10 protein-coding genes are annotated in these 17,076 nt (G+C 73.9%); 7 read left to right on the plus strand and 3 right to left on the minus strand.

Going from position 1 to position 17,076, the window contains the following annotated elements; all coding sequences use genetic code 11:
- The first annotated feature begins 52 nt into the window (after positions 1-52).
- From ABD353_RS12040 to ABD353_RS12055, 4 genes are read left to right on the plus strand one after another with little or no spacing between them, the layout of a single operon-like run.
- On the plus strand, positions 53-1,366 hold the full coding sequence (locus ABD353_RS12040) for a hemolysin family protein (RefSeq protein WP_344623521.1): 1,314 nt from the start codon (positions 53-55) through the stop codon (positions 1,364-1,366).
- Positions 1,367-1,396: 30 nt separating this feature from the next.
- Positions 1,397-2,434: a tryptophan--tRNA ligase gene (gene trpS / locus ABD353_RS12045; protein ID WP_344623522.1), complete on the plus strand. Its 1,038-nt coding sequence runs from the start codon at positions 1,397-1,399 to the stop codon at positions 2,432-2,434.
- Positions 2,434-3,012, plus strand: coding sequence for a 2'-5' RNA ligase family protein (locus tag ABD353_RS12050; protein WP_344623523.1), 579 nt, complete (start codon positions 2,434-2,436; stop codon positions 3,010-3,012). The genes trpS and ABD353_RS12050 overlap by 1 nt, the downstream gene beginning before the upstream one ends.
- Before the next feature lie 42 nt (positions 3,013-3,054).
- Complete coding sequence (locus ABD353_RS12055) at positions 3,055-4,482, plus strand: glycosyltransferase family 2 protein (protein WP_344623524.1); 1,428 nt, start codon at positions 3,055-3,057, stop codon at positions 4,480-4,482.
- 1,628 nt (positions 4,483-6,110) lie between these two features.
- Here ABD353_RS12055 and ABD353_RS12060 read toward each other — a convergent pair.
- Positions 6,111-8,519 (minus strand): CDP-glycerol glycerophosphotransferase family protein, encoded by a 2,409-nt coding sequence (locus ABD353_RS12060; RefSeq protein WP_344623525.1) that lies wholly within the window; start codon positions 8,517-8,519, stop codon positions 6,111-6,113.
- A 144-nt stretch (positions 8,520-8,663) separates the two neighbouring features.
- Complete coding sequence (locus ABD353_RS12065; RefSeq protein WP_344623526.1) at positions 8,664-12,221, minus strand: bifunctional glycosyltransferase/CDP-glycerol:glycerophosphate glycerophosphotransferase; 3,558 nt, start codon at positions 12,219-12,221, stop codon at positions 8,664-8,666.
- A gap of 282 nt (positions 12,222-12,503) precedes the next feature.
- On the opposite strand from ABD353_RS12065, the gene ABD353_RS12070 reads away from it, so the two are divergent.
- From ABD353_RS12070 to ABD353_RS12080, 3 genes are all read left to right on the plus strand, one after another.
- On the plus strand, positions 12,504-13,667 hold the full coding sequence (locus ABD353_RS12070) for a glycosyltransferase family 2 protein (protein ID WP_344623527.1): 1,164 nt from the start codon (positions 12,504-12,506) through the stop codon (positions 13,665-13,667).
- A gap of 143 nt (positions 13,668-13,810) precedes the next feature.
- Positions 13,811-14,722, plus strand: coding sequence for a YihY/virulence factor BrkB family protein (locus tag ABD353_RS12075; protein WP_344623528.1), 912 nt, complete (start codon positions 13,811-13,813; stop codon positions 14,720-14,722).
- 145 nt (positions 14,723-14,867) lie between these two features.
- Positions 14,868-15,758 carry a class I SAM-dependent methyltransferase gene (locus tag ABD353_RS12080; protein ID WP_425555141.1) on the plus strand — a complete coding sequence of 297 codons (891 nt, stop codon included), beginning with the start codon at positions 14,868-14,870 and terminating at the stop codon, positions 15,756-15,758.
- A gap of 34 nt (positions 15,759-15,792) precedes the next feature.
- Here ABD353_RS12080 and ABD353_RS12085 read toward each other — a convergent pair whose 3' ends face one another.
- Positions 15,793-16,932, minus strand: coding sequence for a D-alanyl-D-alanine carboxypeptidase family protein (locus ABD353_RS12085; RefSeq protein WP_425555142.1), 1,140 nt, complete (start codon positions 16,930-16,932; stop codon positions 15,793-15,795).
- Positions 16,933-17,076 lie beyond the last annotated feature (144 nt).

The following is a 17,076-nucleotide window of genomic DNA, read 5'->3' on the forward strand; positions in this document are numbered from 1 at the left end:
AAGGACGGCCGGGTGCCCGGGGGGCGCCCGGCCGTCCTTCTACACTCCTGCCGTGACCGAAAACATCGAGGACGCCGCGCTCGTCCTCGTCTTCATCATGCTGGGCGGTCTGTTCAACGTCGCCGAGATCTCGCTGATCTCGCTGCGCGAGGGCCAGATCCGCGCCCTGGAGGCGGCCGGCACCCGGCGCGCGGCCCGGGCCGCCCACCTCGCGGCCGACCCCAACCGCTTCCTCGCCGCCGTCCAGGTCGGCGTGACCTGCATGGGCTTCCTCTCGGCCGCGTTCGGCGCCGACACCCTGGCCGGCAAGGTCGCCCCGCTCTTCGTCCGCCTCGGCCTCTCCGAAGGGCTCGCCGACACCGTCGCCCTGGTCGGGCTCACCCTGGTCATCAGCTACGCCTCGCTGGTCCTCGGCGAGCTGACCCCCAAGCGGATCGGGCTGCAGCGGGCCGACTCCATCGCGGTGCTCGCCGCCCCGGTCGTCGACGTCATGTCGGTGGTGCTGCGCCCGGCGATCTGGGTGCTCGGCCTCTCCACCAACCTGATGGTGCGCCTGCTCGGCGGCGACCCGACGGCCGGCCGCGGCTCGATGAGCTCCGAGGAGCTGCGCGGCCTGGTCGCCGCCAACACCGAGCTCGGCAGCGACGAGCGCGCCCTGATCAACGACGTCTTCGCGGCCGGCGAGCGCCAGCTGCGCGAGGTGATGAAGCCCCGCACCGAGGTGACCTTCCTCGACGCCGAGCGCCTGGTCTCCGAGGTCCGCCCGGAGACCGACTCCGCCCCGCACTCCCGCTACCCGGTCGTCGAGGGCTCCTACGACTCCGTCACCGGCTTCGTCCACGTCCGGGACCTCTACGGCGCCCGCGGCGCCAAGGCCGTGCGGGTGCGCGACCTCACCCGGCCGGTCAAGCTGCTGCCCGCCACCAAGCGGGTGCTGGAGGCCATGGGCGAGATGCGCCGCGAGGGCCACCACCTGGCGATCGTCGTCGACGAGTACGGCGGCACCGCCGGCATCGTCACCCTGGAGGACCTCGTCGAGGAGGTCATCGGCGAGATCCGCGACGAGTACGACGCCCTCGACACCACCGCCACCCGCCGGCTGGCCGGCGGCGGCATGGAGCTCGACGGCATGCTGAACCTCGCCGACTTCGCCGACGAGACCGGCGTCGCCCTGCCCGAGGGCCCGTACGAGACGGTGGCCGGCTACCTCGTCCGCGAGCTCGGCCGGCTGCCCGAGTCCGGCGACCAGGTCACCACCGAGGACGGGGTGCGGCTGACCGTCGCCAAGCTCGACGGCCGCCGGATCGAACGGATCCGGGTGAGTGCGGTCACACTGGCGGAACCTCCAGGGGCAGATGTTTCCTGAGCGGTCGGTGAAACTGGAACAATGGCCGACATGGTCAACGCAGCGGTCGCAGGTCCGGTCAAGGACCGTCCCCGGGTGCTCTCCGGCATCCAGCCCACCTCGGGCTCGTTCCACCTCGGCAACTACCTGGGCGCCGTCCAGCAGTGGGTCGCGCTGCAGGACGCCAACGACGCCTTCTACATGGTCGTCGACCTGCACGCGATCACCGTCGAGCAGGACCCGGCCCAGCTCCGCGAGAACACCCGGATCTCCGCGGCCCAGCTGCTCGGCGCCGGCCTCGACCCGGAGCGCTGCACCCTGTTCGTCCAGTCGCACGTGCCCGAGCACGCGCAGCTCGGCTGGGTCATGAACTGCCTCACCGGCTTCGGCGAGGCGTCCCGGATGACCCAGTTCAAGGACAAGTCCGCCAAGCAGGGCAGCGACCGCACCACCGTCGGCCTGTTCACCTACCCGGTCCTGCAGATCGCGGACATCCTGCTCTACCAGGCCGACCTCGTCCCGGTCGGTGAGGACCAGCGCCAGCACCTGGAGCTCACCCGCGACCTCGCGGAGCGCTTCAACACCCGGTACGAGCCCACCTTCACCGTGCCGAAGGCGCACATCCTCAAGGAGACCGCCAAGATCCTGGACCTCCAGGACCCGACGGCGAAGATGAGCAAGTCGGCCTCCTCCGCCAAGGGCCTGGTCAACCTGCTCGACGACCCCAAGGCCAGCGCCAAGAAGTTCAAGAGCGCCGTCACCGACACCGGCACCGTCGTCTCCTACGACGAGGAGGAGAAGCCGGGCGTCTCCAACCTGCTGCGCATCCACTCCGCGCTCAGCGGGCAGTCGATCGAGCAGCTGGTCGCCCACTTCGAGGGCCGGATGTACGGCGCGCTCAAGACCGAGCTGGCCGAGCTCTTCACCGAGTGGGTCACGCCCTTCCAGGCCCGCACCCGGACCTACCTCGACGACCCGGCCGAGCTCGACCGGGTGCTCGGCCTCGGCGCGGAGAAGGCCCGCGAGGTCGCCTCGCAGACCCTCGCCACGGTCTACGACCGCATCGGCTTCCTGGCGCCCAAGCGCTGATGGCGCGCACCGCCGGAGCAGGCGCCGACGGCGGCGGCCCCCGGGAGTTCCGCGGACTCCCGGAGGCCGTCACCATCGGCGTGTCGATATCGGTGCCGGAGCCGTACGGCTCCGCCGTCCAGGACGCCCGCGCGGGCCACGGCGACCCGCACGCCCGGTCCATACCCACCCACGTCACGCTGCTGCCGCCGACCGAGGTGCCCACCGTGCGCCTGCCGGAGATCGAGGCGCACCTGCTCGGCGTCGCCGCCGCGCACCGGCCGTTCCCGATGCTGCTGCAGGGCAGCGGCACCTTCCGGCCGGTCTCCCCGGTGGTGTTCGTCCGGGTCGAGGGCGGCGCACAGGAGTGCCGCGAACTGGAGGCCGCGGTGCGCTCCGGGCCGCTCGCCCGCGAGCTGGCCTTCCCGTACCACCCGCACGTCACCGTGGCGCACGGCCTGCCCGAGGACATCCTCGACGAGGCCCAGGAGAAGGCCCGCGCCTTCCACGCAGCCTTCACCGTGCCCGGCTTCGGCCTCTCCCGGTTCGGCCCCGACGAGGTCTGGCGGCCCTGGCGCGACTACGCCTTCGGCGGGTAGCCGCGCCCGGGCGCCCGGGCGCGGCGACCTATCATGTCCCGCATGGTCGAGCAGGCGATACCCAAGGTCAGCGTGGTCATTCCGGTCTACAACGCGGTGGACCACCTCGACGAGTGCCTGGGTTCGATCCTCGACCAGACCCTCGGCCGCGACCTGCTGGAGGTCGTCGCGGTGGACGACGGCTCCACCGACGGCAGCGGCGGGGCACTGGACCGCTGGGCCGCCGAGCACCCGCAGGTCACCGTCGTCCACCAGCCCAACAGCGGCGCCCCCGGCGGCCCGCGCAACCGCGCGATCGCCCTCGCCCGCGGCGAGTTCCTCTTCTTCGCCGACCCCGACGACCACCTCGGCCCCGACGCCCTGCGGCGCATGGTCGACGCCGCCGAACGGGACGGCTCCGACGTCGTCCTCGGCCGGATCAGGGGCGTCGGCCGCAGCGCCGCCCGCATACCGTTCGAGACCGGCGTCACCACCGGCGACGTCCGCACCACCCGCGCCGTGTGGAGCCTGACCGCGCACAAGCTGTACCGCCGCTCCCTGGTCGCCGAGCACGGCCTGCGGTTCGCCGAAGGCGTCCGGCTCGCCGAGGAGCAGGCGTTCGTCGTCCCCGCCTACTTCCTGGCCCGCGCCATCTCGGTGGTCGCCGACTACGACTGCTACTACCTCGTGCAGCGCGACGGCTTCGACCACCTCACCCGGCAGGTGGTCGAACCCGAGCCCTTCTACGCCCAGGTCCGCGGCGCCGTGGAGACGGTGCTCGCGCACACGGAGCCCGGCGCCGACCGGGACGGGCTGCTGCTGCGCTGGGTCCAGGAGGAACTGCTCAACCGGTTCCGCGGCGAGTTCCTCGACTGGTCCGACGACCTGCGCGAGCGGTACGCCCGCGAGTCCGGCGCGATCCTGGCCGAACTCGTCCCCGACTCGGCGCTCACCGCACTGCCACCGCTCGACCGGATCCGCGTGCGGCTGCTGCGCGAGGGCCGGCGCACCGAACTCGAAGACCTCGCCCGCCTCCAGCAGGCCGGCTGCCCCGACCACGGCGCCGTCCACCGCGACGGCCGCGGCTACCTCGTCGAGACGCGCACCGCGCTGACCCTGCCGCCCGGCGCCTACGGCCCCGACCGGCCCCGGCAGAGCCTGCTGCTGCGGCGCACCGGCGGCGGACCGGAGGTCGAGCTCCCGCTGCCCGCCGAGGACGGCGGCCTCTTCACCGCCCGCGTCCACGTCGACCCGGCCGCCCTGCCCGCCCCGGGCAGCTGGCGCCTCCTGCTGCGCCTGCGGCTCGGGACGGGCACCTACGACATGCCGCTGCGCCCCGACGGCCTCGGCCCGGCCGGACGGGCCAGGCCCGCGCTGGCCGGCGGCCGGCCGCGCGCCACCCGGATCCGCACCGACCGCCAGGGCGAGGCGCTGCGCGACGTCCTCTCGCCGCGCGCGGCGGCCGGCGCACTGCGCCGCCGACTGTTCTGAACGCCTGCGCGCGCCGCCGCGATCAGCCCGAGGCAGAGCGGCCCGATGAACAGCGGGGCCACGTTGTAGCGGAACAGCCCGGCGGGCGTGGAGGCCATCAGCATCAGCTGCATGCCCAGCAGCACCCCGGCCGTCCCCCACACCGCCCGGTTCCGGCGTCCCACCGCGTAGCAGGCGAGCGCCGCGTACGCCAGGTACGTCCAGGTGGCGCCGCGCCACAGCAGCGTGTCCAAGTGCCGGGCCTTCGAGAGGTCGGTGAGCCAGGTGGCGGCCAGGTTCAGGCTCTTCGACAGCGGGTGGCTGCGCAGCGCCGGGAGGTAGGGGCTGTCGGCCATCCGGCCGCTGATCTGCACCGCGCCGGCCGCGGGGTCGGCGGTCTCGGGGGCGGCGGCCCATCCCCACAGGTCACCGGGGCGCTCCAGCGGCGCGATGATGGTGGCGCCGGCGTCCACGTTCCAGTCGGAGAACGGGTCCCAGGCGATCGCGCCGCGGCACAGCCGGGCGTCGACGAGCACGTCGGGACGCTTCTTGAAGACCTTCGTCCAGAGGCCGACCAGCTCGTCGTTGTGCTGCTGGGCGGCGTTCCGGTCGAACGGGGCCTTGCTGTTGGAGAGCAGGTCGGCGGTGCGGCAGTTGGCGCCGGTCTCCCAGGTGGACATCGGCGCGACCTCGGCCAGCAGCCGGCGGTCGGCGCCGCTGAACACCCACGGCACCTCCTTGTAGGCGACCGCGATGTCCGCGTAGTTCATGCCGAACACGGAGTTGGCCGGGGGCTGCGCGACACCGAGCATCCGGTAGCCGCCGAGCTGGGCGGCGCCCGGCAGGACGACCGCGATCAGCGTCAGCACCGCCAGCGACCTGCGGAGCCCGGGCAGGAACGGCAGCAGCACCAGGCCGGCGAAGAGCGCGACGATCAGGCCGTTGTTGCGGAACAGCCCGAGGCCCAGCAGACCGGCGGAGAACACCAGCAGGTCGAAGCGGTAGCCGCCGGGCCGCAGCCAGCGGCCGGGCTCCGGCGCGGTGCCGCGCCGGGCGACCAGCCGGGCCGCCGCGGCGAACACCAGCACCGCGCTGATGGTGAAGGGCACGTCCTTCCAGACGAACACCACGAAGGTCCCGGTCGGCGGCAGCGCGGCGGTGGCCAGCGCGGCGGGGACGCACCAGCGCGCCCGCACCCCGAGGTCCCGCACGGCCGCGCAGGTGTAGCCGAGCGTCACCGACATCACGGTCGTCTGCGCCAGCGTGAGCAGCGCGAACTTGCCCGGGAGGTGCAGCGCCAGCCAGACCGCGGCGTCGTAGAGCACCGAGTGGTCGGAGGTCCAGTGCCCGGTGGTGACCTGCCAGGTGTACATCACCGAGTCGTAGCTGAGCAGGCCCGGGTAGAAGGCCGCCCAGTAGAACAGCCAGATCACCTGGCAGCCGACCGTCACCAGCAGCGGCATGCGCCACCGCGGTGCGACCCGCCGGGCCGCCCGGTGGAGGCGCCGGCCGGCGGCGGGACCGACGGCGACGGCTGAGGTGTCCAGCACGGTTCACTCCGTATGGGGGTTGCGGGGGCGGCGCGGAACGGGTGTCCGAGCGGTGCCACCCTATCGGGCGGGTCCCGGCCCACCGCCGCGGCGGTGGCGTCAGCCGGCGAGCATCCGGTCGACGACCCGGGCGCTCGCCTTGCCGTCGTCCAGCACGCAGTGCAGGGCACGGAACGCCGCGTACCGCTCGGCGTGGTCCGCGGTGGCGGCCGTCACGTCGCGCAGCGCCTCGACCAGCTCCGAGGAGGTGTGGACCAGGGGTCCGGGGGCCTCGGTCTCGAAGTCGAAGTAGAAGCCGCGCAGGACGTCGCGGTAGCGCTCCAGGTCGTAGGTAAAGAAGAGGATCGGGCGGCCCGTGATCGCGAAGTCGAACATGATCGACGAGTAGTCGGTGACCAGGACGTCGGCGACGAGCAGCAGCTCCTGGACGTCCGGGTAGTCGCCGACGTCGTACAGGAAGCCGTCCCCGGCGCCGGGCAGCGGCTCCCGGACGTGCGCGTGCGGGCGCACCAGCAGCACGTGGTCCTCGCCGAGCGCGGCCCGGGCCGCCTCGGTGTCCAGCTGCAGGTCGAGGCGGAAGCCGGCGCCGTTGTCCCGCTGCTGGTCCTCGCGCCAGGTCGGCGCGTACAGCACGATCCGGCGGCCCTCGGGGATGCCGAGCCGGGCCCGGACCCGCGCCGCGAGGGCGTCGTCGCCGGTGGCCAGCAGGTCGTTGCGGGGGTAGCCGGACTCCAGGATCTCGCCGCCGTAGCGGAACGCCCGGCCGAGGATCGGGGTGGCGAACGGGCTGGGGGAGACCAGCACGCTCCAGTGCGGCGTCTCGTGGTCCAGCGCCTCCAGGTAGCCGGCGTCGGCCAGCCAGGCGTTCTCCACGTCGTGCGCGATCCGCTTGAGCAGCGAGCCGTGCCAGGTCTGCACGACGACCTGGCCGGGCCGGCGCTCGACGAAGTCCGGGAAGTGCGTGTTGCCGACCAGGTAGCGGCTGGTCGCCAGCGCCTCGTACCACTCGGGGCTCTGCACCCGCACCGTCCGCACCCCGGCCGGCACCTGCCCCTGGGCGTCGTTGACGGCCCAGATGTGCTCGACGTCGACGCCGCGGCGGACGAGCTCGCGGTGGATCGCGCCCGGGGAGTCGGCGTACCCGCGGCCGCCGAACACGTCGTAGAAGACCGCCTCGCGCAGCTCGCCGTGGCCGGCCGCCGGGTAGTCCACCGTCCGCAGCCTGTGCTGGGCGAAGGCGCTGCGCTCCTCGGCGGTCAGGACGGAGGAGGAGTCCACGAAGAGGGTGTCCAGCCAACGGCGTTCCAGCTTCACCGTCTTGGGGCCGACGGTGACCGCGGCCGGCAGGGCGTCGAAGGCGGCCGGCGCCACGGTCACCCGCCGTTCGGTGCCGTCGGCGGTGCGCAGCAGCAGCTCCCACACGCCCATCCGCAGCGGGAGGCGGTCGCCGCCGGCGGTGGCCGTCCCGGCGGGCAGGGTGACCCGGAAGCGCTCGGCGCTGGTCGCGGTGGCGGGGTGGCGCAGTTCGGCGGTGCCGTCCGAGTGCCGCAGCACGAGTTCCAGCGGGCCCTGGCCGGTCGTCGGGGTGGAGCCGCCGAGGACGAAGCCGTCCTGCAGCTCGGTGATCTCGTCGACCCGGGCGACGGGCGGGCGGACGGCGAGTTCGAGGGCGTCCCGGCGGTCCCGCGCGACGTGCAGCAGGTCCGCGGTGCCCGGCAGCGGGAACTGGCCGGTGACCGGGCCGCCCCGCTCGTCGACGACCAGCGGCTCGGTGCGGCCGTCGGCGTGCACCAGCTCGGCCTGCCACGGCTCGTCGGACTCCGCACCGCCGGTCAGCACCGCCAGCGGTATGCGGGCGGTGAAGCCCGCGCCGTCGGCGGTCAGGTCGACCACCGTCTCGGCGCCGCCCTCCGGGCGGTGGAGCCGGATCGCGGTGCGCCCGACCCGGCCGTCGACGGCGCCGGAGAGTTCGAGCGCGTCCTCGGTGAGGACGGCCGCGCGCACCCGGACGGGTATGCGCTCGACCCGCAGCCGCAGGTGCTTGGCGCGGAACACCGGGACCACCCGGACGTCGTCCGCGACCCAGTGCGCCGGCGGCGTCTCCGCGGTGCCGCACCAGTGGCCCTGGAACCCGCCCTGGCTGCGCTTGAGGCCGGTGAAGACCGTGGCGGACACCCGCCACTCGCCCTCCATCCAGGTACCGCGGCGCCGGAACCGGGTCGGGTCGATCGCGGCCGTGAAACCGGCCCAGTCGTGGTTGAGCTCCGCCAGGCCGCTGTCCTCGGTGGACTCGGGGAGGTACACCGGGCTGGTGGACACCCAGCCGAACGCCCGGCTGCCGGTGCGGCGCAGCACCAGCAGGGTCCGGGCGCTGCCCCGGGTGGCCGAGGGCCGGTCCTGCGGGTGCGCGAACCCGGTCAGCAGCAACGTGTCGTCCTCCCAGCGCAGGGAGCGTATGACGGCGCGCGGCTCGGTCGGCGACGGAGCGCCGGCGGATTTCACAGACACGGGAGGCGGCCCTTCACGGCGGGAGCCGGTCAGGAGGAGTGACCGGCGGACCCGGCCGCCGTCGGGCGGTCCGGGTCCGGGACATCTCACACCGTGACGCCCCCGCCGGTCAACAAACGCGGCGGGGGCGCCCGGTGGAGCGGATCAGCCCTCGTGCGCGAGCAGTCCGTCCACGACCCGGGCGCTCGCCCGGCCGTCGTCCAGGTGGCAGTAGGCCTCGCGGAAGGCCTCGTACCGGTCCGCGTACTCCTCGGCGACCTCCGCCGTCCGGCCGAGCGCCTCGACGAGCGCCTCGGAGGTGCGCAGCAGCGGGCCGGGCGCGGTCGCCTCGAAGTCGAAGGAGAAGCCGCGCAGGTTGTCCCGGTAGTGCTCCAGGTCGTGCGTGAAGAACAGCATCGGCTTGCCGGTGACCGCGAAGTCGAACATGACCGAGGAGTAGTCCGTCACCAGCACGTCGGCGACGAGCAGCAGCTCCGCGGTGTCCGGGTAGGTGCTGACGTCCCAGACGAAGCCGTCGCCGGCGCCCGGCACCTGGCCGCACATCAGCGGGTGCCGCCGCACCAGCAGCACCTGGTCGTCGCCCAGGGCGGCCCGGGCCGCCGCCAGGTCGATCCGCAGGTCCAGCTGGTAGCCGTCCTGGGGGCGGCGCATGTCCTCGCGGAAGGTCGGCGCGTAGAGCACCACCTTCTTGCCGTCCGGCAGGCCGAGACGGGTGCGGACGAGCTCGGCGGTCTTCTCCCGGTCGGCGGCGAGCAGCACGTCGCTGCGCGGGTTGCCCGCCTCCAGGATCTCGCCGCCGTAGTCGAAGGCCCGCCGCAGCACCGGCGTCGAGAAGCCGTTGCCCGACACCAGCAGGCTCCAGTGCGGCACCTCGCGCCGCAGGTGCTTGACGTACTCGGCGTCGGTGAACCAGACCTTCTCGAAGTCCAGGCCGATCCGCTTGAGCGGGGTGCCCTGCCAGGTCTGCAGCACCGTCTGGCCGGGCCGCCGCTCGAAGAAGTCCGGCAGGTGCGCCTCGGTGACGATGTACCGGGCGGTGGCCAGCGCCTCGTACCACTCGGCGCTGTCCTGGCGCAGCGCCTCGACGGTGCCGGGCAGCTCGGCCTGCTGGTCGTCCACGCTCCACAGGTGGCGCAGCGGCAGGCCGCGCTGCAGCAGCTCCTCGTGCACCGCGCGCGGGGCGCCCGCGTACCGGTCGCCGTGCGAGGTGAGGTACAGCACCGTGTCGGCGACCGGGCGGGTGCGGGCCGCGGGGTAGTCGTTGATCCGCAGCTGCCGGTGCCGGTAGCCGCTGCGCTCCTCCGGGAGGAGGTCGGAGTGGGCCAGCAGCGTCAGCGAGTCGTAGCCGCGACGCTCCAGCACGACCCGCTTGCCGCGGGTCTCGGTCTCCACCGGCAGCGCGGCGTGGCAGCGCGGCGCGAGCAGGACCGGCGGCCACACCTCGTCGGCGGGCGCGCCGACCGGCCGCAGGAAGACCTCCCACAGGCCCTGGCGGAGCGGCACCTGGCCGGCGAAGGCCGCGGTCGGCACGGCCGGCAGCGCCGCCCGGAACCGCCCGTCGACGATCTCCACCGGGTAGCAGTGCTCCTCCTCGTGCCAGTCGTGGCGGATCACCAGCTCGTAGGTGTGGGTGCCGGGCAGCGGGAAGGTGCCGCTGAGCAGGAAGCCGTCCGTGCCGCGCGCGGTGACCTCCTCCACGACCGGCTGCAGCACCTGGTCGCTGAACTGCAGGTACCCGCTGGGGGAGGCCTTGGTGTAGAGCGCCCGGGTGTCGTTCTCGACGGGCAGGTCGAACTCGACCGCCGCGGTGCGCTCGTCGAGCACGACGGGCACCCGCTTGCCGTCGGCGAGCTGCAGCTCGGTGTCCCAGCGGTCGCGCAGGCGCTCGGCGGACGCCGGGTCGAGGGCGGCCCAGGCCTTGCGGACGGCCGTCATGTCGGCGACCGGGAAGTGCGCGGCGAACGGCACCTCGCGGCCCACCGGGGAGCCGAGCTCCAGCGGGAAGAGCAGCTCGCGGTCGGACTCCACGTGCAGCAGCCGCAGCCGGGCGCCGGCCAGGTCCAGACCGGAGGCGGCCCGGCCGCGGACGGTCACCGTGCCGTGCTCGGCCGTCACGCCGGCGGCGCGCGCCCGGACCTTCTCGACCCGCAGGTTGACGTGGTTGTCCTTGAGCCACGGCACGACCCGGACGTCGTCCTCGACCCAGTGCACCGGCGGGTACTCGGCCCGGTCGCTCCAGCCGCCGGAGATCCGGCCCTTGTACACGCCGCCCTTGCCGATGCCGGCGATCAGGACCCGCCAGGAGCCCTCGCGCCACTCGCCGCGGTGCTTCAGCCGCTTCGGGTCGATGACGGCGCGGAAGCCGGCCCAGTCGCAGCTGTACAGGTCGTGCGGGGAGCTGGAGGTGGCCTCCGGGCTGTACTGCGCCTTCGCGGGCAGGGCCAGCACCCGGCGGCCCTTGGCCTCGCGCAGGACCAGCACCTTGACCATGTCGCTGCGGTGCTCGGCGCCCAGGTGCTCGGGGAAGGCGTGCCCGGTGAGGTGCAGCTTGCCCTCCGTCCAGGAGGCGTCGTAGAGCCGGGTGCGCATCACCAGCGCGTTGTCCAGGCGCAGCACGTCCGCGGGCACGCTCTTGCGCCCGCCGCGCAGGAACGGGTAGTCGGCGAAGGGGCGCAGCAGGCCGCGCGCGGGCGCGGCGCCCTTGGTGTCCCGCTCGAAGCGGATCTGCTCGACCAGCTCGTCGATCCGGCCCTGCAGGGTCAGGTGGTACTTGAGGCGCAGCGGCGCGCGCAGCTTGCGGATCTGCTCGGGCCCGATGGCGCGCAGCAGCCGGCCGGCGCACTCCAGGTAGGCGTCCCGGTAGTCCGTGTCGCCGTCCAGGACGGACCCGAAGAACATCGGGATCTCCTCGACGAGGTTGTTCTCGTCGTAGGTGCGCAGGTAGCGCTTGAACTTCGGGTCGGTCTGCTCCAGCAACCAGGCCCGCACCAGCTCCATCGAGGTGACCCGGTCGATCAGGCCCTTGGGGTTGGTCTTCATCTGCGTGATCGACATCTCGCCGACCTCGCGCTCGCGCCAGTGGTAGATCGGCTCGGAGAGCACGTCCACGCTGGTCGCCAGGTAGTGGTGCGGCACGCTCACCGGGGCGTCCTCGTACAGGATGCCCTCGGGGTAGAGGATGCCGGCGCCGTCGAAGAAGCTGCGGCGGTAGACCTTGTTCCAGGCCGTCCGGTCGGTGACCAGGGTCGGGACCTCGGTGATGTGCGTCCGCAGCCGGGTCTCCTTGAACGGCTTGCGGTGGCCGCCCGACTGGTAGTAGCCGACGGCCCGGAAGCGCTGGACGTTGCCGGTGCAGAAGTCCGAGCCGGTCTCGTCCAGGGTGCCGATCATCAGCTCGTAGGCGCTCGGCGGCAGGGTGTCGTCGCTGTCGACGAAGGCGAGGAACTCGGTGCCGTCGGCGATGTGCCGGTAGCCGGTGTTGCGGGCCGCGCCGAGGCCCTTGTTCTCCTGCCGGACGAGCCGGAACCGCGAGTCCTTCGCGGCGTAGGCCTCGGCGATGGCGGCGCTGCCGTCCTTGGACCCGTCGTCGACCATGACGCATTCCAGGTCGCTGAAGGTCTGGGCGGCGATGGAGTCCAGGCACTCCTCGAGGTAGCGCTCGACGTTGTAGATCGGGACGACGACGGAGAGGCGAGGGGCCATCGGGCGTGCGGGCCTTTCATCGGGGGCGTCGGGCCGCGGGCGAATCGGCACAGATGTACGGAGATCCTACCGTCCGTGGGCGTCCCGGCCCGGGAGCGGTCCGGGCCCGCGGGGCGGTGCGGACGGTGGCGGCGCGCGCACGCCGCGGGTGCGCACTCCGCCCGCCCGGGGGTGCGCGCCCCCGGCTGCGGCGGCTAATCTGCCGCTGGCCGCGCGCCGGTCCCGGGCGAGACCCGTCCGGAGATCACGGTCGACTGAGCGCCCCCTTAGAATGAGCTGCAAATGCCCCGCTTCAGCGTGATCGTCCCCGTCTACCAGGTCGAGGAGTACCTGGCCGAGTGTCTCGACTCGGTGCTGTCCCAGTCGTGCGCGGACTTCGAGCTGATCGCCGTCGACGACCGCTCGCCGGACGGCTGCGGGGCGATGCTGGACGAGGCCGCCGCGCGGGACGCGCGCATCCGGGTGCTCCACCTCGACGAGAACGTCGGCCTCGGCCGCGCCCGCAATGCCGGCCTGGCCGTCGCCGCCGGCGACTACGTGATCTTCCTGGACAGCGACGACACCCTCACCCCCGGCCTGCTGCAGGCGATCGACGAGCGGCTGAGGGCCTGCACCGACCCGGACATCCTGGTCTACGACTACGCGCGCACCTACTGGGACGGCCGCGTGGTCCGCTCCGCCTCCGCCCCGCTGTTCGCCCGCTCCGGCCCCGACGTGTTCGACCTCGACGGCCGCCCCGACCTCCTCGACCTGCTCATGGTGGTCTGGAACAAGGCCTACCGCCGCGACTGGATCGACGCCGAGGGCCTCACCTTCCCCGCCGGGTACTACGAGGACACCCCGTGGACCTTCCCGGCGCTGCTCGCCGCCGGGCGGATGACGGTGCTCGACCGGGTCGGCGTGCACTACCGCCAGCGCAAGCAGGGCGGCAACATACTCGCCACGGTCAGCCGCAAGCACTTCGACATCTTCGACCAGTACGACCTGGTCTTCGCCTTCCTCGACCGGCGGCCCGACCTCGACCGCTGGCGGCCGGTGGTCTTCGCCCGGATGGTGCACCACCTCAACACCGTGGTCAGCCGCCCCGACCGGGTGCCGCCCGGCGACCGCCGGGAGTTCTTCCGCCGCGCCGCCCAGCACTGCGCCCGGCTCCGCCCGGCCGACTACAAGCCCGCCGCCGGCGCCGAGGGCGTGCGCACCGAGCTGCTCAGCCACGGCCACTACCTGACCTACCAGAGCGTCCGCGCCCTCGCCCGGACGCGGCAGCTCGCCGCCCGGGCCGCCCGCCGGGCCAAGCGCGCCGCGAGCGTCCGCGACACCACCCCGGTGCAGGGCCGCCCGGCAGCGCCGCAGGCCGGCCAGGAGGCCCGGCCGGCCCCGTCCGGGCAGTCCGCCGCCCGGACGGACGGCACCGCCTCGGACGTCGGCACCCCCACCGGCTCCTGAGCCCCGTCCCGCCCCCGGCCCGGCTGTAGGCCAGCCAGGGGCAGCCCGCCCGGCGCGCCGACGCGTCCGGCCACACTTGATCACCGCGCACGGTATACAGGACCGGTCGTCGCTCGTTCAGGTGATCCCGAGGGGGTGGGCCCGTGGACTTCCTCACCCGTCTCCCGGTCGTCGGTCCGCTGCTGGCCCGGCTGATGCGCAGTCGCGCCTGGCAGGCCTACCAGCTGTTCGGCGACACCCAGGGCAACCGGCTGGCGGGCGCCGTCACCTTCTTCGGCTTCCTCGCGCTCTTCCCGCTGCTCACCGTGGCCCTGGCGATCGCCGCGGCGGCCCTCTCCCAGCAGCGCGTGGACGAACTCCAGAAGGACATCGCCGACCAGGCCTCCGGCCTCTCCGACGCGATCGACCTGAACTCCCTGGTGGACAACGCGGCCACGGTCGGCGTGATCAGCGGCGTGGTGCTGCTGCTCTCCGGACTCGGCTGGGTGGAGACCATGCGCGGCTCGGTCCGGGCGATCTGGCGGCTGCCCCAGGACCCGGGCAAGGTGTTCGTCCGCAAGGCCTGGGACTGCGTCGTCCTGCTCGGCCTCGGCGTGGTCTGCCTGCTGTCGCTCGGCGCGTCCGCCGGCGCCACCACGCTCGCCCGGCGGCTCGCCGACGCGATCGGGCTGAGCGGCAGCTCCGGCCGCGCCGTGCTGACGGTGGTCGGCTTCCTCATCGCCGTCGGCGCCGACCTGCTGCTCTTCGCCTACCTCCTCGGGCCCTTCCCGAGGATCGCCGACCAGTCCCGCCGTGCCCTGTTCGGCGGTGCGCTGATCGGCGCGGTCGGCTTCGAGGTGCTGAAGGTCGCGCTGTCCTCCTACCTCGGCTCGGTCGCGGGCCGCAGCCTCTACGGCGCCTTCGGGGTCCCGGTCGCGCTGCTGCTCTGGATCGACTTCGTCGCCCGGCTCCTGCTGTACTGCGCGGCCTGGACGGCCCTCGCCGACCCGGCCGCCGCCCGGATGCGCGCACGCGAACAGGGCCGCAGGCTGATCGAAGCGTCGGCCGAGAAGTGAGATCGCGCCCCTGTCGGGCACACTCGGACGTGACTAGGATCACGTCCACGTCTCATCCGGTTCTCATCCGGTCCTCATCAGGCTGTCGCCCACGCACACCCCCGCCGGCGGGAGCCCCGCATCGCGCCACCCGTCCGCCGCACCCATGGAGCCCCCCGTGACCAGCGCAGACACCGTCACCGCCACCCCCGTCCCACGTACGCCGGACGACGTACCAGGGTGGTTCTGGAAGGCGGACCAAGAGATCTTCGGCTGGCTGCTCCGCCGCCAGACCGCCGCCGGCACCGGTGGCGACCTGCTGGAACTCGGCGCCTACCTCGGACGCAGCGCCGTCGTCCTGGGCCAGTACCTGCAGCCCGGGGAGACCTTCACGGTCTGCGACCTGTTCGACTCCGACGCCCCCGACGCCGACAACTCGGCCGAGATGGCCATGTCCTACCGCAAGACCCTCACCCGGCAGGCCTTCGAGGCCAACTACCTCGCCTTCCACGAGGAGCTGCCGGTGATCGTCCAGGCGCCGACCTCGGTGCTCGCCGACGGCCGCGTCCCGGCCGGCTCCTGCCGCTTCGTCCACGTCGACGCCTCGCACCTGTACGAGCACGTGGCCGGCGACGTCCTGGTCGCCCGGGACGTCCTGGCCAAGGACGGCGTGGTCGCCTTCGACGACTACCGGGCCCCGCACACCCCCGGTGTCGCCGCCGCCGTCTGGGAGGCCGTCTTCGACCTCGGCCTCAAGCCGGTCTGCCTCACTCCGGAGAAGTTCTACGGCACCTGGGGCGACGCCGCGGCCGTCCAGAAGGACCTGCTCGCGCGCGACTGGCGCGCCGAGGGCTTCCGGATGGACGACGAGCAGATCGCCGGCCACACCTGCTACCGGCTGGCCTTCGACGGGCCCCAGCCGAACGGCGCCCCGCAGACCCGCACGGCCCCGGAGCGCTCCACCGCCCGCCGGATCGCCATCGACGTGCTGCCGCCGTTCGCCACCCGGGCCGCCCGCAAGGCGCTGCGCGCCGCCCGGGCCCGCGGCACCCGCTGACCGGCCCCGCCGGGACGGGGGCGGTGCGGCGCCGTCAGCGCCGTCGCACCGGCCCCGCCCCCGTGCCCGCCCAGCGGCGCAGCGCCGGCCGCAGCGACAACCGCCCGGCCCGGTCCCGGCGCAGCCGCAGCGCCGCCGCAGCGGCCGCCGCCGTGCACAGGCCCGCGGCCAGCATCCCCGCCGTACCGCCCGAGTGCCGGGCGTGCTCCGGCTGCCGCGCGTCGGCCGGAGCGGCGACCGGCGGCGCCGCCGGCACCGACCGCGGCGGGCTCGGTGCGGCCGAGGGCACCGTGTCCGGAACCGGGTTGGGCCTCGGCTCCGCCGTCGGGGCCGCCGCCCCGACCGCCGAGGTGTCCTCGGCCAGCTCGCCGACCGGGTTCACCCGGTCGGCCGCGGCGAAACCCCAGTCGAGCAGGGCCGCCGCCTCGTCGTACACCTTCTGGTAGGTCGTCGTGTGCATCACGGTGACCAGCAGCAGCCGGCCGTCCCGCTCGGCCGCCCCGGTGAAGGTCGACCCGGCGTTGGTGGTGTAGCCGTTCTTCACCCCGATCAGGCCCGGGTACTTGCCCAGCAGCCGGTCGGTGTTGGCGATCCCGAAGCTGCCGCGCTGCCCGGTCGCCCGGTCCACCGCACCGGGGAACTGGGCGTCCCGGGTCGAGCAGTACGCCCGGAAGTCCGGGTTGCGCAGCCCCGCCCGGGCGAACAGCGTCAGGTCGTACGCCGAGGAGACCTGGCCGTCCTGGTCGTAGCCGTCCGGGGTGACCACGTGGGTGTCGCGCGCCTGCAGCGCGTCCGCCCTGGCCTGCATCTGGGCGACCGTCCGGTCGATGCCGCCGTTCATGTGGGCGAGCACGTGTACGGCGTCGTTGCCCGAGCTCAGGAAGACCCCCCGCCACAGGTCCTCGACCTTGTAGTCGAGGTCCTCCTTGATCCCGACCAGGCTGCTGCCCGCCCCCAGCCCCGTCAGCTCCTCCGGGGCGACCCGGTGCACCGCCTCGCGGTCCAGCTTCGGCAGCACGGTGTCCGCGAACAGCATCTTCAGCGTGGACGCCGGCGGCAGCTCGGCGTGCGCGTTGTACGAGGCCAGCACCTCGCCCGAGGTGCCGTCCGCGACCAGCCAGGACCGCCCGGTGAGGTTCCCGGGCAGCGCCGGCGCGTCCGACCGGGGCGCCACCTGCACCCCCGGCCGGGCCAGCCGCTCACCGCCGACCACCTCGGCGGCGGCCCGCGGGCGGGGGGCCGGCCGGGGGGGGGGGGGGGGGGGGGAAGGGGGGGGGGGGGGCGCGGGGGGGGGCGGGGGGGGGGCGGGGGGGGGGGG

Origin of the sequence: Kitasatospora arboriphila (genome assembly GCF_039528095.1) — a bacterium.
GTDB classification, from domain to species: Bacteria; Actinomycetota; Actinomycetes; order Streptomycetales; family Streptomycetaceae; genus Kitasatospora; species Kitasatospora arboriphila.